At 50.2% G+C, this 21,630-nt stretch carries 19 protein-coding genes; 1 reads left to right on the top strand and 18 read right to left on the bottom strand.

Annotated features, from left to right (window positions below; genetic code table 11):
* Positions 1-3 precede the first annotated feature (3 nt).
* Positions 4-555, top strand: a complete 552-nt coding sequence (locus AUP74_RS08935; protein WP_069947273.1) for a cytochrome b — start codon at positions 4-6, stop codon at positions 553-555.
* Positions 556-638: 83 nt separating this feature from the next.
* On the opposite strand, the gene AUP74_RS08930 is transcribed toward AUP74_RS08935, so the two are convergent.
* The 18 genes from AUP74_RS08930 to AUP74_RS08835 all read right to left on the bottom strand — a co-directional run bounded on the left by AUP74_RS08930 (position 639) and on the right by AUP74_RS08835 (position 21,630).
* On the bottom strand, positions 639-2,426 hold the full coding sequence (locus AUP74_RS08930; RefSeq protein WP_069948790.1) for a DEAD/DEAH box helicase: 1,788 nt from the start codon (positions 2,424-2,426) through the stop codon (positions 639-641).
* 187 nt (positions 2,427-2,613) lie between these two features.
* Positions 2,614-3,531, bottom strand: a complete 918-nt coding sequence (gene rfbD / locus AUP74_RS08925) for a dTDP-4-dehydrorhamnose reductase (RefSeq protein WP_069947272.1) — start codon at positions 3,529-3,531, stop codon at positions 2,614-2,616.
* Positions 3,528-4,094, bottom strand: a complete 567-nt coding sequence (rfbC, locus tag AUP74_RS08920) for a dTDP-4-dehydrorhamnose 3,5-epimerase (RefSeq protein WP_069947271.1) — start codon at positions 4,092-4,094, stop codon at positions 3,528-3,530. The genes rfbD and rfbC overlap by 4 nt, the downstream gene beginning before the upstream one ends.
* Before the next feature lie 15 nt (positions 4,095-4,109).
* Positions 4,110-4,976, bottom strand: coding sequence for a glucose-1-phosphate thymidylyltransferase RfbA (rfbA, locus tag AUP74_RS08915; RefSeq protein ID WP_069947270.1), 867 nt, complete (start codon positions 4,974-4,976; stop codon positions 4,110-4,112).
* Complete coding sequence (rfbB, locus tag AUP74_RS08910; protein WP_069947269.1) at positions 4,973-6,070, bottom strand: dTDP-glucose 4,6-dehydratase; 1,098 nt, start codon at positions 6,068-6,070, stop codon at positions 4,973-4,975. Before rfbB ends, rfbA (AUP74_RS08915) begins: the two co-directional genes overlap by 4 nt.
* A gap of 480 nt (positions 6,071-6,550) precedes the next feature.
* Positions 6,551-7,285: a WecB/TagA/CpsF family glycosyltransferase gene (locus AUP74_RS08905; RefSeq protein WP_069947268.1), complete on the bottom strand. Its 735-nt coding sequence runs from the start codon at positions 7,283-7,285 to the stop codon at positions 6,551-6,553.
* Positions 7,286-7,395: 110 nt separating this feature from the next.
* Entirely contained in the window at positions 7,396-8,424 is a 1,029-nt protein-coding gene (locus AUP74_RS17195; protein WP_145924354.1) for a polysaccharide deacetylase family protein, read from the bottom strand.
* A gap of 958 nt (positions 8,425-9,382) precedes the next feature.
* Positions 9,383-10,300 (bottom strand): glucose-1-phosphate thymidylyltransferase RfbA, encoded by a 918-nt coding sequence (gene rfbA / locus AUP74_RS08895; RefSeq protein ID WP_069948789.1) that lies wholly within the window; start codon positions 10,298-10,300, stop codon positions 9,383-9,385.
* A gap of 51 nt (positions 10,301-10,351) precedes the next feature.
* Positions 10,352-12,673 (bottom strand): GumC family protein, encoded by a 2,322-nt coding sequence (locus AUP74_RS08890; RefSeq protein WP_083260892.1) that lies wholly within the window; start codon positions 12,671-12,673, stop codon positions 10,352-10,354.
* Positions 12,621-13,187 carry a polysaccharide biosynthesis/export family protein gene (locus AUP74_RS08885; RefSeq protein ID WP_069947265.1) on the bottom strand — a complete coding sequence of 189 codons (567 nt, stop codon included), beginning with the start codon at positions 13,185-13,187 and terminating at the stop codon, positions 12,621-12,623. The genes AUP74_RS08890 and AUP74_RS08885 overlap by 53 nt, the downstream gene beginning before the upstream one ends.
* Positions 13,188-13,227: 40 nt before the next feature.
* The gene (locus AUP74_RS17045) at positions 13,228-14,424 is read right to left on the bottom strand and encodes an outer membrane beta-barrel protein (RefSeq protein WP_083260891.1); all 1,197 of its coding nucleotides are present in this window, start codon (positions 14,422-14,424) and stop codon (positions 13,228-13,230) included.
* Positions 14,425-14,501: 77 nt separating this feature from the next.
* Positions 14,502-15,914 (bottom strand): undecaprenyl-phosphate glucose phosphotransferase, encoded by a 1,413-nt coding sequence (locus AUP74_RS08865; protein ID WP_069947261.1) that lies wholly within the window; start codon positions 15,912-15,914, stop codon positions 14,502-14,504.
* A 781-nt stretch (positions 15,915-16,695) separates the two neighbouring features.
* Positions 16,696-17,169 carry a glycosyltransferase gene (locus AUP74_RS08855; RefSeq protein ID WP_158514558.1) on the bottom strand — a complete coding sequence of 158 codons (474 nt, stop codon included), beginning with the start codon at positions 17,167-17,169 and terminating at the stop codon, positions 16,696-16,698.
* Between the two features lie 5 nt (positions 17,170-17,174).
* Positions 17,175-17,660, bottom strand: a complete 486-nt coding sequence (locus AUP74_RS17040) for a glycosyltransferase family protein (protein WP_083260889.1) — start codon at positions 17,658-17,660, stop codon at positions 17,175-17,177.
* Positions 17,641-18,480 (bottom strand): glycosyltransferase family 2 protein, encoded by an 840-nt coding sequence (locus AUP74_RS08850; RefSeq protein ID WP_069947258.1) that lies wholly within the window; start codon positions 18,478-18,480, stop codon positions 17,641-17,643. Before AUP74_RS08850 ends, AUP74_RS17040 begins: the two co-directional genes overlap by 20 nt.
* Entirely contained in the window at positions 18,481-19,437 is a 957-nt protein-coding gene (locus AUP74_RS08845) for a glycosyltransferase family 2 protein (protein WP_069947257.1), read from the bottom strand.
* Complete coding sequence (locus tag AUP74_RS08840) at positions 19,437-20,798, bottom strand: lipopolysaccharide biosynthesis protein (protein WP_145924353.1); 1,362 nt, start codon at positions 20,796-20,798, stop codon at positions 19,437-19,439. The genes AUP74_RS08845 and AUP74_RS08840 overlap by 1 nt, the downstream gene beginning before the upstream one ends.
* Positions 20,779-21,630: an endonuclease/exonuclease/phosphatase family protein gene (locus AUP74_RS08835; RefSeq protein ID WP_069947255.1), complete on the bottom strand. Its 852-nt coding sequence runs from the start codon at positions 21,628-21,630 to the stop codon at positions 20,779-20,781. Before AUP74_RS08835 ends, AUP74_RS08840 begins: the two co-directional genes overlap by 20 nt.

The raw sequence follows: 21,630 nt of genomic DNA, 5'->3' as shown, positions 1-21,630 counted from the left end.
TTTATGATTACGCCAACAAGCTCGCAATGGAACCCGGTCAGTAAAGGCCTGCACTGGCTGATTGCCATCTTGGTACTCTGCGTCTGGGGCTCGGTGGAGCTGCACGAGTTCTACCAGAAGGGTGACCCCATGCGTGAATGGTGGAAGACGCTGCACTTCTCCATCGGTTTCTCGATCCTGCTGCTGGTCGCTCTGCGACTGTACTGGCGCAGTACCCATCCACGACCGGAAATGCTGGGCAGACCCTGGGAGCGTATTCTTGGCCGCATCACCCATGCGACTTTTTACTTTCTACTGCTGGCGATGCCGATTCTCGGCCTGAGCATGAAGCAATTTGCCGGCTCTGAAACCAAGATCTTCTGGCTGTTCGATATCCCGAGCTTTGTGGAGAAAAACATAGACACCGCCAAGCAACTGGCATTCCTGCACAAAGAGCTGGTATGGAATATTCTTCTGGTGCTGATCTGCCTGCACGTGGGAGCGTCGCTCTGGCACCACTTTGTGGATAAAGACGCGACCCTGCGACGGATGCTGCCATCCCGAAAGGATGACTAACCAGCAGACTGTCTCGCAGAGGATTGTCAGAGGCCATTAAACGGCCATAAAAAAAGCGGGTGAGAAATCACCCGCTTTTTTGTTTACTCGCCGCGCTTCACTTTGCGGTGCCTTGGCTTACCCGCACCAGGCTTGCCCGGTCCGCCCTTGCCGGAACCCGAACGGGGCGGCTTGCGCTTTCCGCCTCTCGGGGGCGGCCCGTCCTTGCCTTCTTCATAGCGGGAAATATTCAGGTTGCGGCCGGAAACACGCACACCTTTCAGGTGCTGGAAGATTTCCTTCGGCATGCCCTCGGGCAGATCTACCGTGGTGAATTCCGGGTAGATTTCGATACGGCCAATGTAGGAACTTTCCAGTTCCACCTCATTGGCAATGGCACCGACGATATTGCCGGGACGTACGCCGTGCTCGCGACCGACCTCAATACGGTAGCGCTCCATGCCCTCGTCCGGCGGTCCCACCTTCTTGTCTTTTCCGTGACCGCCCTGCTTGCGCCCGCGCGGCTCGAAATCCTCATCGCGCTCGCGGCGTTTCTTCGGCTCCTGCTCCTTGACGAACAGCGGCTGGTCGCCCTGGGCCATGGCGGCCAGGGCTGCAGCCACCTGCAGGGGGTCCGTCTCATTCATGGACAGGTATTCATCCACCAGCTGGCGGTAGGGCGCCAGATCAATGGAGCCCTCCAGGGTGCTGGTAATCCGTTCGCGGAATCGCTGCATGCGTGCGGAGTTCACCGCCTTGGCACTCGGCAGCTCCAGCTGCTCGATAGGCTTCTTGGTGGCCTTCTCGATAATGCGCAGCATACGGCGCTCACGCGGAGCGACAAACAGGATGGCATCCCCTTCCCGTCCGGCGCGGCCGGTACGGCCAATGCGGTGAATATAGGCTTCGGTGTCGTAGGGGATGTCGTAATTGATCACGTGGCTGATGCGCTTCACATCCAGGCCTCGCGCCGCCACGTCAGTGGCCACTACGATATCCAGCTTGCCGCTCTTCAGCTTGTCGATCACCTGCTCGCGCAGGTTCTGCGCCATATCGCCATTCAGGGCAGCACTGGCAAAGCCGCGCGCGGCCAGCTTGTCTGCCAGCTCCACGGTGCTGTTCTTGGTGCGCACAAAAATGATGGTCGCATCCACCGGCTCCGCTTCCAGGATCCGGGTCAACGCGTCCAGCTTGTGCAGACCACCCACCGGCCAGTAGCGCTGGCGGATGGTTTCGGCAGTCTCGGTCTTGACCTTGATCTTGACCTCAACCGGGTCCTGCAGGTGATCGCGGGCAATACGGGCGATCTCCCGCGGCATGGTGGCAGAGAAAAGCGCAATCTGGCGCTCTTCCGGCAGCTGCTCCAGTACCCACTGCACATCGTCGATAAAGCCCATGCGCAGCATCTCGTCGGCCTCATCAAGTACCAACGTCTTCAGGTTGGACAGATCGAGGCTGCCGCGGCGCATATGGTCCATGACACGCCCCGGAGTGCCCACCACCAGCTGCACGCCGCGCTGAAGCTGCTTCAGCTGACCGCGATAATCCGCACCACCATAGATCGGCGCCACATGGAAACCTTTCAGGTTCTGGGCATAGGACTGGCAGGCTTCCGCTACCTGGATCGCCAGTTCACGGGTCGGCGCCAGCACCAGCGCCTGGGGCCGCTTGTTGCTCAGGTCCAGCTGTGCCAGCAGCGGCAGTGCAAAGGCTGCCGTCTTGCCAGTACCGGTCTGGGCCTGGCCCAGTACATCGCGGCCGTCCAACAGGGAGGGAATGGTCTGCGCCTGGATCGGTGAGGGGGTTTCGTAACCCAGCTTCTGGATAGCACTGAGGATTTGCGTGGGCAGGTTGAGCTGGTCAAAGCCAATAGGCTCGGGAGTATCGGTCATTTCGGATTTCACTTGAGGCTGCAGTGGGGCCCACGAACAATCGGCTGGGGCCAGGTGCGGCGGGGGGTCAAAAGGCCGCGCAGTCTAACAGGTTCGCCCTCCCCTGGCAGCTTATTTTTTAACCAGCCACCAGAGACACGCCTGAGACCATCCATATAACACCCCACTCACACCCGGGCTCGACCACTCAGTTCAGTAGCGAGGGGGTCGCCGACGGCTCCTCCCGAGTCGCCAGCACCTGGCAGGCCTTGCGGATACCCCGGTTCCAGTGAGGCAGCGGGTGACCCAGAATTTCTGCCAGTTTGCTGCTATCCAGCGCCGAGTAGGGCGGCCGCGCCGCCAGAGTCGGAAACTGGTAGCTACTGATTTTCTTGACCCAGGGCGCAGGATCCAGCAGACCCGCCGCCTCCGCCTCGGAGAAAATATGGCGCGCAAACTCATAGCGGCTGCAGGGCTCCGGTGAACTGCAGTGGTAAAGGCCCCAGGGCAGATCGCCAAACTCTTCGTAGCGTCGCGCCAGTTCGGCAATGGTGGTAGCGATGTCGCCCGCATAGGTGGGGCAGCCTACCTGATCGCCGACCACGCTGACCGTGGTGCGCTGAGCGGCAAGCCGGAGCATGGTGGTGAGGAAATTCCCGGGGTGGGCACTGAACACCCAGCTGGTGCGCAGGCAGATATAGCGAGGATGCACCGCGCGCAGCAAGCGCTCGCCTTTCAGCTTGCTTGCCCCGTAAGTGTTGATCGGACTCACCGGATCTTCTTCCCGGTAGGCGCGCGAACCCTGGCCATTAAAAACAAAATCGGTGGACAGGTGGATTACCGGTATCTCCAGCGCCGCACAGATCGCGGCCATGGAGCCAACGCACTCCCCGTTGACCATGGAAGCCATATCCGGGGTCTTCTCTGCTGCCTCCACGTCGGTATACGCAGCCGCATTGACCACCAGATCCGGACGTGAACGCTGTACGGTAGCGGTGACCTGTTCAGGACAGGCGAAGTCAGCCTGCTTGCGGGCCAGGGCAATCAACTCCCATCCGGGCTGCTGCAAGGCATCCCGGCACGCGCGGCCGACCTGGCCATTGGCACCAAAGAGAAGGATTTTCACGGCGTTACACGCTCCCAATTTTGATTCTTAAGTTTTTTAAGCGTCGGCCAGGCAGCGTCCTGCTCGGAAAGAACCGGCTCTGCAATGGGCCACGTGATCGCCAACTGCGGGTCATCCCACGCCACCCCGCACTGATCTGTCGGTACATAATAGTCGGTACATTTATATTCGACGTCCGCAGACACCGAGAGCACCTGAAATCCGTGTGCATAACCCGGCGGAATCCACAGCTGGCGGTGATTGTCCTCGCTGAGATGCACGCCAACCCACTGGCCATAGGTCACCGACCGCGGGTCGATATCGGCCACCACATCGTAGATCTCCCCGCGTACGACACGCACAAGCTTCCCCTGCGGACAACGCTCCTGGAAATGCAGGCCGCGCAATACGCCTTTGGCGGAACGCGAATGGTTGTCCTGCACAAATTCCAAACCGGCACTTAGCCCCAATAACCGCATGTAACGGGCCAATTGCCAGGTCTCGACAAAAAAGCCGCGCTCATCACCGAAGACCTGGGGTTCCACGATTTTTACGCCAGTCAGCGCAGTATCAATAATCTCCATGCAGTCCTTCCCTATTCAGTATTCCAGGAGATCAACCAAGTACTTGCCATAGCCACTTTTCATTAGCGGCATCGCCAACTCTTGCAACTGGTCCCGGTCAATCCAGCCCCGGCGCCAGGCCACTTCTTCCGGGCAGGCCACCTTCAGACTCTGACGATGCTCGATGGCCTGCACAAACTGACTCGCTTCGAGCAGGGAATCATGGGTGCCGGTATCCAACCAGGCGGCACCGCGGCCGAGGATCTCTACATTCAGCTCGCCGTTATCCAGGTAGAAGCGATTAAGGTCCGTAATCTCCAGCTCGCCGCGGTGGGACGGTTTGACCTCTTTCGCCAGGTCGACGACTTTTTCGTCGTAAAAATACAGGCCGGTAACGGCATAGCGGGAGGCGGGATACTGCGGCTTCTCCTCGATCTCGATGGCACGGCCAGAATCATCAAAGGACACCACACCAAAGCGCTGCGGATCCTTGACCGGATAGGCGAACACGGTGGCACCGTGCTCCTGCTGCGAGGCACGCTCCAGCGTTGCCGTCAGCCCCTGGCCGAAAAAGAGGTTGTCGCCAAGAACCAGGGCACAGGCATCGCCATCGATAAATTGCTCACCGATCAGGAAGGCCTGCGCCAGTCCGTCCGGTGATGGCTGCACTGCATACTGTAGATTGATGCCCCAGCGGCTGCCGTCGCCGAGCATCTGGGCAAAGCGCGGCGTATCCGCTGGTGTGGAGATCACCAGTACATCGCGAATTCCCGCCAGCATCAGTGTGGTCAGCGGGTAGTAAATCATCGGCTTGTCGTAGACTGGCAGCAGTTGCTTGCACACCCCCCAGGTAATGGGATGCAGCCGTGTGCCGCTGCCACCGGCGAGAATAATCCCTTTCATCCGCGCACCTCCTCACTCACTGGAGTGAGCCCGAGACGCTCTCCCGCATAGGCAGGGGTGCCTGTCCGGCGCCACCAGCTCTCATTATCGAGATACCAGAGCACGGTCTTGTACAGGCCGGTCTCAAAGGTCTCGGCAGGGGTCCAGTGCAACTCACGGGCAATCTTTCCGGCGTCGATCGCATAGCGGCGGTCGTGGCCAGGGCGATCGGCCACGAAACAGACCAGATCGCGGAAGCGGTTGATGCCAAAGGGTTTGTGTGGGGTGACCTGCTCAAGAATGTCACAAATTCGCGTGACCACATCCAGGTTGCGGCGCTCACAGTGGCCGCCGATGTTGTAGGTCTCCCCAACCTCGCCGCGCGTCAGCACCCGGTACAATGCGCGGGCATGATCCTCCACGTAAAGCCAATCGCGCACCTGGCTACCGTCGCCATAGACTCGCAGCGGCTCACCGGCCAGCGCATTGGTAATGGTGAGCGGGATCAATTTTTCCGGGAACTGGTAGGGGCCGTAATTATTCGAGCAGTTACTCAAGACCACAGGTAACCCGAATGTGCGATGCCAGGCTCGCACCAAGTGGTCACTGGCGGCCTTGCTGGCCGAATAGGGAGAACTCGGGTCGTAGCGAGTCGTTTCGCTGAAATAGCCCTCCGAGCCAAGATCACCGAATACCTCATCGGTGGACACATGGTGAAAGCGAAACTTCTTGCGCGCCTCCAGATCGAGACCATTCCAATAGCTGCGCGCTACCTCGAGCAACGTGCATGTGCCAGACACATTGGCGCTGACAAACTCCGCAGGCCCATCGATCGAGCGATCCACATGGGTTTCTGCCGCCAGATGCATCACCGCATCGGGCTGGAACTCCGCAAAGCAATGTTCCAGCACTTGCCGGTTGCGTATATCCACCCGGGCAAACTGATAGCGCTGTTGATTGATTGCACCGCCGCTAGAGACCAAAGGGATTGATGCCAGGTTGCCGGCATAGGTCAGCGCATCCACATTCAGCACGCTGTTGCCGGTTTCCCTGAGCAGAAAGCGCACCACGGCGCTGCCAATAAATCCGGCACCGCCCGTCACTAAAATTCGCATACATTCACCACCAGTGATTCTTGCCACGCGCTCACCGCGCAGCTGGTACTCGTGTGCAACCCTGTATATAGACCTCGACTCAGATCGGTGCTTGGGTCTTGACAGAAGTCAGGTGGGGAGAGGTGTCGAAAAAAAAGGAATGAGATTCAGGCGCCAGCGACAACTGTCCACGACTGTATGCTCTATGCGCCAAAGGGCTTTGATGCTGTTGCGGGAACAAGCAAACATTGAAGCGTCGAGCTGCTGGTGTCCCAGTCAATTCCAGAATAACGAAAATTACCAGCATCGTGCTTCAACGCTGCAACAAGCTCTTTCTTCGGATCTTGGTGCTGCACACGTTGGCGGTCAGAGGCATAGAGATACTGGATAGATTGCTAGGTGACGCAGGATGGCACCCACGTCGCTAGCACTATATCAAGTGCCCACATGAGAAACGTCCCAAAAGCGATGGAAGAAGTCGGGGCTCACAAAAATCATCCATCAATCCCCAAAGCCGAACTCTTCGCTGCTAAACGCACAGCGAAACCGCTCCTGTATGAGCAGCCAGGCAAAAGCAGAATTTGTAACCAGATACCGCCTCCACATCCTCCTTGGCTCCTGAATAACGCGATAGAGCCATTCGAGCCCCAGATTTTGCATCCAGTCCGGCGCACGCCTGACCTTACCTGCTACGACATCAAAGGTTCCGCCAACGCCCATTACAAAATCCACGCCCAATCGTTGTCGCCAGCGATTAATAAAGTTCTCTTTCAGCGGTGATGTAATCGCAACAAATAATAGCCTGGCTCCAGACTGCCGGATCTTTTCGACAACGGCTTCCTCATCATTCCAGAAATAACCATGATGGAATCCGGCAACTTTTAGCCCTGGATGTGCCTCCACAGACAAGGCTGCTGCACGTTCTACAACGTCACTCGTTGCTCCTAAGAAGTACACTGGGAATTCTTTTTCAGCACTCATCGCGAGTAATTCGTGAAAAAGATCTACACCCGCAACACGCTCTGGCACTGCATAACCAAGTAACCTCGCGCCCCAGACTACACCCATACCATCAATATTGATAAGGTCACACTGGCTCACCGAGCGTTCAAGCTTTTCATCACTACGCGAGTTAATTACCTTGGCAACATTTACTGCCACGTGCTGAGTGAAACAACGATTTTCTAGCCTTCCAGATATCATCTCAACAGTTTCTTTCATGGAAATGATATCCATCGGGACCCTAAATAGTTCAATACGCTTCAAATTTTTACATCCGTATTACATCATTACCTATAACTTTAAGGGCATTCATCACCACTGCGATTTGCCCCTAAAGCACAAAACTACGCAAACTCCATGGAATCCCTGACCTTCATCCAGACTGGCTCCTCAATAACCCCAAGCGAGTCACCATGCCTGTACACTTCGTCAAGCCATGATTTTAAGTTTGCTATTGAGTAATCCGTGAGCAACTTTGGGTGGCCTACAACCGTATAATTCCTGTGACCCCACGATAGAGCATCTCGGTAACTCTTTATCAATAGCGAAGAATTCAATCCGTCAATGGAAGCCAGGACCTGAGACTTCTTTGTTAACTTCTGAATAAGCGACGATGTCTGCCTCCTGCCATCGACTCCGTCCCCGTAAACCATATGGAGCGATTTTGGCGCTAGCATTCGTGCGAGATAAGCCTTCCAAAAGAATGATGGCCCGACGTTCATAGTTGATACCCGTCGCTCTAAAAAGCCACCAGCCATATCAAAATGCCGCTGTTCATTGACTGAGTGTTCCCGACTATGATTCTCCTCTCTATATAGAGAGCCACCGAAATGGGGGAATCTCGGTGAACGTGAATGCCTTTTGTTTCCACAGTCAATCATCACACCGTATGAGCGTAATATTTCTGGCGCAGCCTCCCATCCATCAGGACACAGCCCTCCTACCCGAAAAGCGAAGACCTTCCTGTGAAGATGACTATTAAGTTCCGCAATGGATTCTTTTATCATCTTGACGGTTGTCTCCCTGCTAAGGCTGGCAGGTGAAAGCGGTTGTGAATTGAAAGTCCAACTCTCTCCATCAAAAACTGAATGCCACCAATGCGGATGGACGATCAACTGTATCTGATGCCCTGCAGCCTCCAGTTCCTTTACATGGCTTGTAACTGCATTGTAGTCTCGTGCGGCATTAGGAAATCTGTCCACATAACCCTTCAATCTGACCAAGTAGCTGGCGTCAACGAATATTACTGCCTGCGCATTAAACTTCCGCAATATATTCAGAATGACATTAGTCGAATTGATCAGACACGAACTTACCGAACCGGATCTGCAGCCAATAAAAAGCTCATAATTTAGCGTCAAGAATATCTTCATTGGATTACGAACTCCTCTCAGCTGAACTCATTGATAATGGAGCAGCTACTAGCAACTGACTTTCTGCGTAACATGAAGACATGTCATATAGCGCTGAAGAGATTGCCGTTGAAGCATATTCCCCAATCCTTCCGCTAAAGCAAAAGCTAACAGGACGCAGATGAAATGAATTGCCAACATCAATCTTCGGAGAGTCACCGCTAAGCTCAGTCCGACAACAACTTGACTTCGAAAACTGATAGTCGATAGCTGGTCTGCGACCGTTTTGAGAGGTGTGAAGGAAGGGTGAGAAAGGAGCCTGAAATATTATCCACCGACAGGAACGCCGGTGTGAACCTCTCGCCATGAAGCGTTTAAAGAATACTGGCAGAAAACAGCTAAAAATCTCCGTCCAATTTTTTGCTTGGATCAAATTAACCAAACTTGCAGGCGCTGAGGCTACATGTGTTGCGTCAGGCACTGATAACACCTTCATCGATACCACCACCACAGGCGAGTCTTGTTGTTTCATCTCAGCCAAACAAAATCATACAGTTGGCTAAGTGATGCAGGGCACGTGAACGTATATAGCTTGCACATGCTGAAACCGCACACAAATCGTACAATCCGGGGTTGTCAGAGGTGCCTAATTTATAACCAGACGTGGCTTGGCGTAAGTTACAGCTACTAAAACGACTTTTGTCGTTTAATTAAACAAAGATGACTCGCAGCCGGTTATCGCTTGATATCGCTGGCAGTAAAGCGGCTTTAGACGACAGTGTGGAGAATTCGGGGATTGAAGGATTTCTGTAAGGAATGGCGCAGAATATTGGCTGCCTAATGCTTTAACAGCACTGCCCTTTCGATCCTCTGGCACCCCAAACAATCGATGACGGAAAGAAAAAGCCGATGCATTGCTAGCATTTGCGCCATCGGCATCTTTAACAGACTAGATAAAGGCTGAAAACGAACATTCCAGCTAGATAGCAGGCTGAAGAACACGCTCATTAGGTAACTTAGGCATATCGGTGCTCGATATCACTTTCTGCAAATACCGTCCATAGCCACTCTTGAGCAACGGTTCAGCCAAATTCTCGAGCTGACGTTTACTGATATAGCCCATACGAAATGCGACCTCCTCAGGACAGGCAATTTTAAGACCCTGTCTGCGCTCAATTGTTTGGACAAATTGGGCTGCTTCGAGAAGGCGGTCGTGAGTACCGGTATCGAGCCAAGCACTTCCGCGCCCCAAAATCTCTACATTGAGAAGGTTCTGCTCCAGGTACCAACGATTTACATCGGTAATTTCAAGTTCACCTCTCTTACTTGGCTTGATATCTCTTGCAATATCACACACCTGATTATCGAAAAAATATAGCCCCGTTACAGCAAAGTTTGACTGGGGAATTTTTGGCTTTTCCTCGAGGCTTAGTGCGCGCTGGTTACTATCGAAGGCAACGACACCGTAAGACTCGGGATCAGAAACTTCATAAGCAAACACAGAAGCACCCGTAGTGCGGTCATTAGCCGCACGGAGTGTGCTAGTGAGATTGTGCCCATAAAAAATGTTGTCGCCTAGCACCAAAGCACAGCTATTGTTCCCAATGAAATCAGCACCAATGATCAGTGCTTGCGCAATGCCCTCTGGTCTTGACTGAATCGCATAGCTGAATGCCATGCCCCATTGAGCACCATCGCCTAAAAGGCTCTTGAACTGGGCACAATCCCTTTCAGTGGTAATAATAAGGACTTCCCTGATACCGGACAGCATAAGTGTTGATAAGGGATAGTAAACCATCGGCTTATCATAGACAGCCATAAGCTGCTTGCTGACCCCCTGGGTGAGCGGGTATAACCGGGTCCCAGATCCCCCAGCAAGAATAATTCCTTTTCTCATATTTCGGTCGACTTCCAATTTGGTCAATAAGCTACCTCTGCCAGCACGGAATTAGCCTTCCAGTTCCAGGTCAGGCTCCTTGCGACTTCTCATACCGGGTGGCATACCACCTGCGCCATAAACGGCACCTGCACCATAACCGCCTTCATATCCTTGATAATCACCGAAGTAACCTGACATTGCAGGGCTTTCCACCTGATTCAATACAACGCCATCAACTTTTGCACCGGTCGCAATCAACCTGTCGAGTCCAGTTTTCACGAATGCCTGAGATTCACCATTCGCTTTAACTACATATACGGTGGAATCAGCAAGTCTGGAAACCATAAGAGCATCGCTCACTACCTGAATCGGGGGAGTATCAATGATCACACGGTCATACTTCTCGGCCAATGACTTGATGACCTCCGCAAGCTGCGGCTTACCCAGTAGCTCTTGCGGATTATGGGGAACAACCCCTGACGGCAGGATGTCGAGACCGCGCCGCTCATCAAAATAGGTGCACTCCGCCAACGAATTACTACCGTTGATTAAATTGGAAAGCCCTGGCATGTACACAGCCAACCCGAAATCCTTACCAACGGATGGACGTCGTAAATCTGCATCGACCAGGACCACCTTCTCCATTTGGGCAAGGGCCAGAGCCATATTTTCAGCGACGGTCGTCTTGCCTTCGCCTGCCACGGAGGATGTCACCACGACGACCTTGGCTGGATTATCGACATGTTTAAGAACGAAGTTAGTCCGAAGTGTGCGTACGGCTTCAGCAAAAGGAGTATGCGCAGCCCTGATAAAGGTTGAAAGTCGGAATCTATTTCCGCTTTTCGTGCTCACCTTAGGAAACATTCCCAGCAATTGCTGGCCGAGCTTATTCTGGACAGTGACGGCAGTTTGCACACTATCGTTGAATGCTTCATAAACAAATGCCAGCCCCAAGCCGCCGATCAAACTTCCCATGAATGCTGCCGCTATCAGTAGGAGTCTTCGCGGTTTAGAGGGAGCCTGGGGTGGTAAAGCCTCATCAATCAGCCTGGCATTAGCGCCTTCATACCCAGTCGTTTCACTGGTCTCTTTATACCGGGTTAGAAAAGCGTTATATAATTGCCTATTCGCCTCGACCTCCCGCTTTAGCTCATTGTGACGGGTATCTTTACGGTCAAGCTCACGGAAGTCCTGCTTCGCGGTATCAAGTTCACGCTCAAGGGCAGCGACATTAGCTTGGGCAGCCTCAAAATCGTTTTCAATACCACTGATCAATTGACGTATCTCAGTGCGAAGCTTCTGCTGAACAGAACCGAGTTGCTGCCTCGCGGCGATCATATTGGGATGCATTGGGCCATAGCGCTGTGAAAGCTCAGACACCCTAGCAGCAGCAGCTACCTCCGCTCTCTTTACGTCTTGAATCACTCCGTGATTGAGAACCTCAGGCAGGCTGGCCAGCGCATTGATATCGTATTCACGGTTGGTAACCAGATCTCTCAGGCTTTCCGCTTGTTTGAGCTCTTTTCTTGCCTGGATGAGGTCGGTAGTAATTTCATTCAATCCTTGAGAGGCAAGACTCTGCACACCCTGAACGTCCACCAGACCTTGCGCAGCCTGATAACTCTGAAGGCGCTCCTCAGATTCCTCAAGCTTCCCGCGAAGATCCTCCAAACGCTGCTGTAACCATACGGATGCCTCCCGGGTCATAGCATTTTTGGACTCACGGTGCTTGTCAATAAAGACTTCAGCCACGGTGTTGACAACTCGAGCAGCAATTTCCGGAGACCTGGACTCGAACTTGACTTTTGCGAACTGTGTATTGATGACAGGTTCGATTGTCAGATTGTCCGCAACCTTATCAACCACCTTCTCAAGCTCTATGGCCTCCATCTCTTCCCTGGTGACATTTCCGTAGGAGGGCCCTGAACTGAAAACACCTTTGATAGCTGCCTTCAGTGATACTGAGTTTCTGTCAGCGGCAAACTTCGGATCATTAACTAAATCCAGCCGAGTGACGACCTCCCTCGCGATACTTCTCGATCTGAGCATCTCAAACTGCGTAGACATATAGTCTTGGCGTGTCGGGTCTTGCCCATACACGTCTTCAATCTTCAATGCTTTAGGCTGCTCAGCTTCTACCATCAAGGTTGCAGTCGCTTCATAGACCTTAGGCAAAGCTGATGTGACAAGTATCGCGCCCAGGGTTGCTACCGCTGTCAAGCCGAGTATGTACCACTTGAAGCGGTTGACGACGCCTATGTACTGCCGGATATCAAAAGCCTCAGGCTGAGCGGCGGTGTCTTGTGGAAAATTCCTAATTAGGTCGTTCATATCACCCTCAGAAGAAGCTTTCTTCAACAGTGACAACGTCACCAGGTTGAAGCTTGTCATTGAGATCAACTTTCAGCGGCTTCTGGCTGCTGTCATTGGCCCGTACTACGTAAATCTTTTTCTTGGATGCCCGCTCCGTAAATCCTTTCGCCAGAGCGGCTGCTTTTCCAACTGTAAGACCTGGCTGGTATGGATAACCGCCAGGTACTTCGACCTCTCCATAAATATAGAAAGGTCTGTACCCAAGGATCGATACATGGACATTTGGCTTTACCAAATATCTGCCACGCAAACCGCTGGTGATCCGTTCTTCTAGCTCAGCGACTGTAAGTCCCTGGATGTACAGCTCACCCAGAAATGGATAGTTGACCTTGCCACTTTCACTAATTTCAGTCTCAACAGTGAGGTCTTCCTCGCCGTACACATTGATCAAAATTTTGTCACCGGCGCCAAGTCCATAATCGGCTGTTGAGTCCGCGAGGGCCAGAGGCGCAATAAAGGCTGTAATAGCGAGAATGAACGCTGATATGGCGAGCTTGAGTTTGCTTCCGTAACTTTCCGGGGCCGTGGTCATCTTATATACCCTGTTTAAAATTCTACTGCTTGTTTATTAATCACAGAGAAGCACTGGCTCCAATGAAAAATATATTTCTTTCGAAACCAAAGCCGTCCGCGTTACTTTCTACAGTCTGGCTAGAGTAGCCCAGACTAAAACCGAGCCAACGCTTCATCTGAAAATTAAGGTTAATATCGCTGCCAACTTCATCTTCGGTCCGCTCGAGGCCACCATAATCCACATCCTGACTGTATATGGTTGCGGTCGAAGATAGCTTTTCTGACCAGCGATTTATCCAGCTTAAAGAAAGAGTTCGCACATCTGTGAAGTCATCCAGACCGCGGGACTCCTCGATGTCACGTCTGGCCGAAAAGTCAAAGGCCATATGGCTCTTTGGTTCCCAGAGAACTCCAACTTCCCAGGTTGGTGAAGAAAAGTTAGAACGCGAAACATCGTCAAATTTCTTCTCTTGGGCGCCCACCTGGATGCTACCGGTAGTTTTTGCAGTTGCCTCCCAAGAAGCACCTACCAGCACTTCATTTTCAACACTGTCTAGATTGGCAAACTCACCAGGAAGCTCGCCATAACTAATCGATCTTCTTGTTAGCTCAAGCGAGAGCTGGGTTTTTCCACTCCGGTTGTATATAAACCGACCTGTGCCATAGTGCGTATCGTAGTCACGACCATCAAAGAAAAGGGCCGTCTCAAATTCAGTATTCTGTGTACCTGCAAGCAGTTCTATATTTCCTTTAGCACCCTGTGCTCCGTAGCGGTAACGGCCATCAAGACTTGCTCTTTGGTAACGATCTGGCTCCTCAAGAAACTCTCCAAACCCCCTGGAAAAACCAGTTCCTCTTGCCTCATGGGCATCTTCATAACTACCTGAAACTTCAAAATAGTTCCTGATATTGATGTCAAATTTTCCGAAAGCTTCCAGAGTATGATCAACATAATCATCCTCTTCACTATCAAAGTAGCTCGCAATCTCTGCGCTGTATCGGAGGCCATACTCCTTCTTACCACTTTCAGCGAGCAGGAGAAGGTTTGGGTTGATCAAGGTGACCCAGCTTTCAATCTCAGCATCCTGGGAACGGGCAACATTATCATCATGGAGAAATTCAATTCCCAACGCCGGGACAAGCATGAGACCGTCATAGATCTCCAACCCGGCAGGCTCCATTGATTCAGAATTTTGAGCACTGGCAACAACAGATAGTGTCATTGTTACTGCGCCTGCGATTATCTTCTTCTTCATCGAACCACCCCGCTCTCACAATTATTACTTACTGATTTCATCTATTTATTATTCGCCTGCCATCACACATGCTGGGATCAATAGGCATTTTTGTTGATAAACCCAATCATGATCGTGGCAAAAAGAATCTTCACGTCTAGCAACAGAGACCAGTGTCTGATGTACTGCAGATCATACTCGACCCTTTTTTCCATCTTTTCGATCGTATCTGTTTCTCCGCGCCACCCATTGATCTGAGCCCACCCCGTAATTCCAGGCTTTACTTTATGGCGAAGCATATAGCCAGAAACACACTTCCTGTATTGCTCATTATGAGCAACGGCATGGGGCCGGGGACCTACGACACTCATACTGCCCTGCAGGACATTGATAAACTGCGGCAATTCGTCGAGGGATGTTTTTCGAAGGAATCTTCCAATTGGCGTCACCCGGCGATCATTTTTACAGGCCTGCACTACAATCTCGCCGTTGTCTTGTGTCGACATCGTCCGGAACTTCCATACATCTATAGGTCGCCCATCAAGGCCATAGCGAGTCTGCTTGAATATTGCGGGTCCTGGCGACGTTACCTTGATAGCCAGACCAATGACCAACATCAGGGGAGAAATAACGGTGAGGATTACAGCACTCAGGACCAAGTCCTCGACACGTTTAATCCAACCGGTAATACCTTCTATTGGGGTGTCGTAAACGCTGAGAATGTTGGAATCGCCTACATGGTAGAGACGTCCATGAATCAAGTTGCTGACAAACAGATCCGTCACCACATGCACTGTCGCCGGTGTGTCGGCAAATTCGATCAGCAGCTGGGCAATATGTTTTTCCGCGCGCAATGGGAGGGCGATATAACAAAGATCCACTTTTCCGTCGCGTGCATCGGCCAGAGCCTGTGCCACATCCCCGAGTACGCTGTAACGTGGACCAAATCCGTCCAGCATCTTTTCATCGACCTGGTCGTACTCACTACGGTAGAAACCCGACAGCTTAATCCCTAGATGTACTTCTGCTTCGATATTACCGGCAAGGCGCAAGCCGGACTCATTGAGGCCAATAATCACGGCTTTTCTCGAATTGTAGCCTCGGGTTCTCAAAAACATCAGCAATAGCCTGTGACTAAACCGCCAGGCGATAAAAAGAACACCTGTGCTGACGGCCCAACAGCCAATCACAAGTCGAGAAAAAAGGTCTGACGTTTTTGTTACATATATTACTGAGAGTGCCACACCAAGAAGTACACACCAAGAAGCAATGGTGTAACTAACCATCTTAAGGAAAGAATCTGCGCGCCAGGACCGATAGACTTCGAGGGATTCGGCCATGAGAGCAAAGCCGATAGTCGAGACTGAAGCCAAAAGCAGCCATTCACTGGATATTTCGTACTGGAAATATTGGACCCAGAAAATAAGACCAACTGAGATTATCAAGCCGTCGAAAAGCCGGTATAGAACACCCACTCCACGACGATGCCTTATCAACCATCCTTGTTTCATAACACCCCAAATCCTTATTCTGAACCATTCAGCCACGGATCAAATCATCGCGGCCATCAAGTACATCTTATAAAGGGGTACATCGATGTTTGGCATATATCCCTTTGCCAAACCGGGCAGAGTCGGCTCTGCCTCACCTCTTCAAGCTACTCCGCTCGAAGAAGCTTTTCAAGACACATTTGTGAGGAACAAGTAAAAAATTTTCGCATAAATCATCATAACCTGGCGGCTTTCCTGCCTCGCGATTGGCGTGACATGTAATTCGACCGAATGAAACTACCGATCATAGTTCCGGCGATAATTCCAAGCAGGTTCGCAACCACATCCAGGGGATCTGCAGTTCGCATTGGAAGGACTATCCCCTGAAAAGCTTCGATTAACAGCCCAACCAAAAATAGCGTTGCGATACAAGCAACATGCCTTCCGTATCCGGTAATCCACAACACCGCTAGCGCCAGGAATATGCCGACATGTAACACCTGATCCCAGTGTTTAAATATCTGTCTGACAGGACTACTTAGCGTACCGGCAATGATTAGGATGATAAAAAGCAGCCAAAATCCGAAACGGATAAGAGCTAGCATTTATTTTTGTCGCCAAACCACAAAAAATTCGCTCTAGTAACTCCACTTATCGAACCCAAATAAGCCACCATCAACTCCACGACACTAAAGCCACAAATATTTGACCGTTCAATAAGGAACACAAAAGCCAGGCTACAAGATAATATCAGTCTATTAAGCATTTCTTAATGTGCGCACTGCTGAGAAAATTTTCTCGCTCACACAAAATTGATCTCAGCTCGTAAAAAATCCAGTAGCTCCTCATCAGCATATGCGCCTATCTTGCTCTCATACGACTTCTCCAGTAGTGCGTCCTCGATACGCCTCGCGACTTCATCTTCTTCTTCCGCAGCATAGATTCCGGGCATCTCCTTAAACGCCAAGAAGGTCTGCCACTGGTGATCATTGCGATGTTCGTCATACTTGAAGCGCCTGGGCAACATTACCATCGGCTTACCTATAGACAGGCAATTAAATATCGTTCCAGTACCCGCGTGACTAACAATAATCTTTGCCTTAGCTACGAGGTCATCCATTTCATCGACTGCAAGAAAGTCATACTTCTTGCCTACCCTGGGTTGATAGGACGACTTTCCGACCTGAAAGACAATATCAAAGTATTGGTTGGTAATTGCCCAGTCATCTACAGCTTTTACCAGACGTTCAAAAGGTAACTGAGTTCCGACTGTCACGAGTATCAAAATACACGCCCCCGAAATTGAGGACCTTCATCACCAGCAAGATCCGGCCACTGACTAAGCCAGACATCTGAAAAAAACTTGGCCTTTCTACCTGACAAAGATAACTGATCAATGTTTGCAACACTATCGATCCAGACTGTTTTGGCGCCAAATATTTTGCCCCAAAAGACAGCAAAGAATCCTGGTGCAGCACCTGTAGATATGACCACATCAGGGCGATACGCATAAATCACCCGAAACACTTGAATGCACAATTTAATAAGAGCAATTTTGCTCTTCATATTTGCATCTGTCACGACAAAGAATGGCGAGGGACTGACCTGTTTCTGCAGCGCCGGGTCACATGTTAGATAAGCCGCATTATGCTCCTGCCACGACGGCTGAAGACGAAGTAGCTCAACCCAATGTCCGCCAGTTGATGATGCAGCCAGTACCTTTCTCTTTGAACCTCTTATCAATACATCATGCTCTTGATGTTTCATCTCTTTGCCACCTGTACGAATCCATTTTATCGATTGGCTTCCATGCCAATAGCTGAGCAACACTATTAATTAACAGGTATATTACGAGCTCCAAAAACCCCAGATTTTCATAAGCATTAGCTTTGCTATGCCGATTTGCGCATAAGCCGATGGTTTGATTCAGCTGTCTGTTGCCAAGCTTGACTCTGGACAGCACTTTGAGCAGGCTGGCAACAGTCCTTGGAACACGAGCATATGCCTTTGAATTTTTGACAACTTTGATATTCTTCAGTCCAACGGTTCGTCTGACATAGGTATCGTCGGCTATCAGATCCGGGAAGGATCCGAATTTCACTCTTGCCGGCTTGTTTAGAGCGAAAACACCACCACCGAAGCCCTGTTCACGATAAAAAATGGTCTTCATCCATGCTGAGTAATATTTCCTCACGATCCAGCTTGCTTCATCTCGTTTCAGAATCGCTGTTGGCACTGCGAGTAAGGGACGCTTAGAACACGCCACAGCATCGATCAGCGATCTTACCGAATCGAGGTCTATTTCAATATCAGCATCAATATATATTCTCGGAAAACCGAGTCCACTTTCCTCAGCTGCATTTAGGGCTGCTACTTTAGAGGCCTGTTTTACATTGAGACAGCGCATTTCTGGATAATTGTTTCGCACCATCTCATCTGTCCCGTCGGTGCAGCCATTGCAAGAAACAACAACCTCGAACTCACCGTTAATAGCGGCAGGACTAAGCGCTTTTAGCAGACGACCGATTACCCTGGACTCGTTATGCGCGGGAATAATGATTGCTGGACACATTGCTTCCTTTTCCATCTATTTAACCATTCCCACTGTCTGCATTTGCTGACGCGCAAGCCTAAACCAGCCATACGCAGCGCGCTTCTTCGCAAGCCCAACAACACTTGCCATATAGAGCGCCATGAACCGTATTGAAGCACCGGTTAAGATTGCTGCGGCGCCACAATAGTACTTATACTTTGGCCAGTACTGTTTGATGTATTTCATCTTTGAATCGAAATAGAATTCAATTTTCTTTGTGCTTTCAATCGTCATACTTCCTTCATGACGAAGTGTCGCCTTTAACGCAATTCTTGGTTTGGCACCAATTTTCCTTGCTCGTCGGCATAGATCCACTTCTTCGGAGTACATAAAGTAACGCTCGTCGAAGCCACCAAGCTCCTTAAACAAAGCAGCCCGAATCATAAAGAAGCAACCAGAGACAACGTCAACACGGCTATTAGTTTTCAGCTCTTTCTCTGAATATGCATCTGGCAAAGATAATTTCAGCCGCTTTAATAAAATGTCACCGAGTAAGCCCCAGCACCATAATCCAGCCAGGCTCGGTTCCCGCCAAGCAGACTGACCGTCATAACATCCATTATTATCGATTGTTTTGCCGCCCCAGATCTCAGCGAACGGATGGCTAAGTGCATACTCAACCAGGTTACCAATGCTGTTTCTGTTTAGAGTAATATCGGGATTAAGGAATAGAACATAGCCATCTTCTGGTAGATGAGGCAATGCTTTGTTACAAGCGCTCCCAAAGCCAATATTCCACTTATTGCGAATAACTTTAATTTCAAAATCTTCGACTTTAGATATATAAAACCCAAGATCGTCTACTGAATTGTTATCAACAACGATAATTTTTATTTTATTATTGGGATATGAACTGTTTTTTATCTGTGTTATTACTTTATATATTGCTTCCGCACAATTGTATGATACAAATACGACATGTATTTCTGGAATTCTAGAATTTGAACTCATTACACATTCCTTTTATTCAACCGCCATCCTTGAACAAAGAACATCTGCCATATTGACCCAAGCTGAGCAGCCTGGGATTTGGGAGAGAGAAAATTTATTCCATACGCTTTTTTTACTTTTGCATAATTTTGTAATGAGAGGGCTGTCAACCCCAGGGCTCCGGCGATGGCCGCACCCTCAACACGGAACAAGGGGATCAAAATAAGAGAGAGAATTACGGTAATGATTGAGGACACGATCAAACTTTTTCGTACTTCGCGGGTTCTATCAGTCATTAACAGTATTTCACTCGTCGGTCCCACTATTACGCACACAAGCCAGCCAGCCGAAAGGATAACCAGCGCCCAATAGGCAGCCTGATATTCCGCTCCGAAGAAAGCTAAAATAGCTTTACCGAAAACAATGAAGATTAAAATCAATGTCAGTGAAAACAAGGTGGAGAGACCTACTGACCTGAGGGAAATAGCCTCAAACTGATTTATTTTATTCTCTTCATAAAGTTTCGAATAGGATGGAGCAAGCAAAGCTGCCAAGGCCAGAAAAACAAAATTAGTTAACATGGCGAGCCGAGTGGCCACCGACAACATCGCCAGCTCTTCTTCCTTTAACCAGCCACCTGATAAAAGCTGCCCACCCCATTGCGTGGTTATATGTATAAAAGTCAGCAGGGCAAATGGCATTGTCGACTTTATGACTTGAATGCCCTTTGCATTCACCAATTCCTCATGCCGCTTTTCCTTACTACATTTTTTCCCAAGTGAATGCCAAAGTAGAAGAAGCGTGATTCCGAAGCACAGCATCGAGATCAAGAGGAAGGTTAATGTGTACTGAACAACGTCTACCTCGGACTGGCCAAAATAGACCAGGGCACTTGCAAGACAACCTGCAAACGAGACAAATATCGCTAATGACCAGTACTGTGAGTACACATTCCGTTGGATCTGGAAATAGCTTCCAAATACCTGGCTGACACCAAACAACAACGCGAGCACCAATAATAGCCAGAGTGATTGAGATGCCTGCGTATCTTGATAGATCTGAATAATACCGAGCCCTACCAAAGCAAATAACATCCCCCCGAATATAATTGTCATGCCTGCAACATATACGAGAAATACAACTAGCTTGGATATGGTTTCTACACGATCATCAGTTGACTGAATAATTCGCAGCATAGAGTTCTCGGTCCCAGCGCGAGCCAGCTGCACGAGTACTGTGACAAGCATATAGGAATACAGGAATATACCTGCAGTCCTTGTATCAAGGACAAATGCTACAGACCAGACAAATACAAATGAAAATCCTGCAGATGCGAATTTAGACATAACAGCGGCAATGCTATTATTTCGCAATATTTTCACTTTCTGCCCCTTCAGGATTTTCTATATAGGCAACTATTGGAAAGTGATCGCTGCCGCTATTATTGTATATGACCTTCGACTGCACTACTGTCAATCCCTTTACATATATATCGTCAATTGCAAGCAGTGGTGGAAGCACACCCAACCTCCTGCCTGATGCTGGAAAAGTAGTCTTGAAACCTGCTGCTAGCTCATCGATGCTTGCAACAAAACCGATCTTCTTTAACTTCTTCCTCCAGGTGCCTGTAACCAGCGAATTAAAGTCACCACCTATCACTACGTTCGGATCTTCTGTATTTGCGATTTCAATCACTGCTTCAAAGAAATCGTTATAGGTTTCAAGATCAACGAAGAACTTAGGTGCATGTATATTGAAGAATTTCGTATTGGAGTAGCCTTCAACTTCAACTTCGATCACATTACCGTGTAATTCACAGTTGGTGATTTGTCTTTTTGCTGCAATCAGCGAAGCCTTACTGTGAAAAGAGCAGATGCTGTAGCCAGCCTCAGAAATCACATTCTCTAATGCCCTATTCAGGATGACCTCTTGAAACAAGATGACGTCTGGGGCCAGCTCCAACACGCGCCCAATGTCGCTTATCGCTTGGTTATTACCAGAACGGACAGAAAAAGAAACAATACTTACATCATCAATGTCCGGCTTCGTGGTATTCACACCGAAGGTTTTCCCAACAAAAACAGCGCCAATACATGCAATTCCCACAAATGCCAGTCGCCACTTCCTGAGCAAAATTGACAAAGATGCTACTACAAGGAATATGATTTCCCACTTGAAGTAGTCAACCAGATGCAAGAATTCTGGATTGAGCAT

It is taken from the genome of Microbulbifer aggregans, assembly GCF_001750105.1.
In the GTDB taxonomy this organism is placed as follows: domain Bacteria; phylum Pseudomonadota; class Gammaproteobacteria; order Pseudomonadales; family Cellvibrionaceae; genus Microbulbifer; species Microbulbifer aggregans.
Note: the sequence above shows the minus strand (reverse complement) of the source record. Positions and strands in the feature narration are given on the sequence as shown.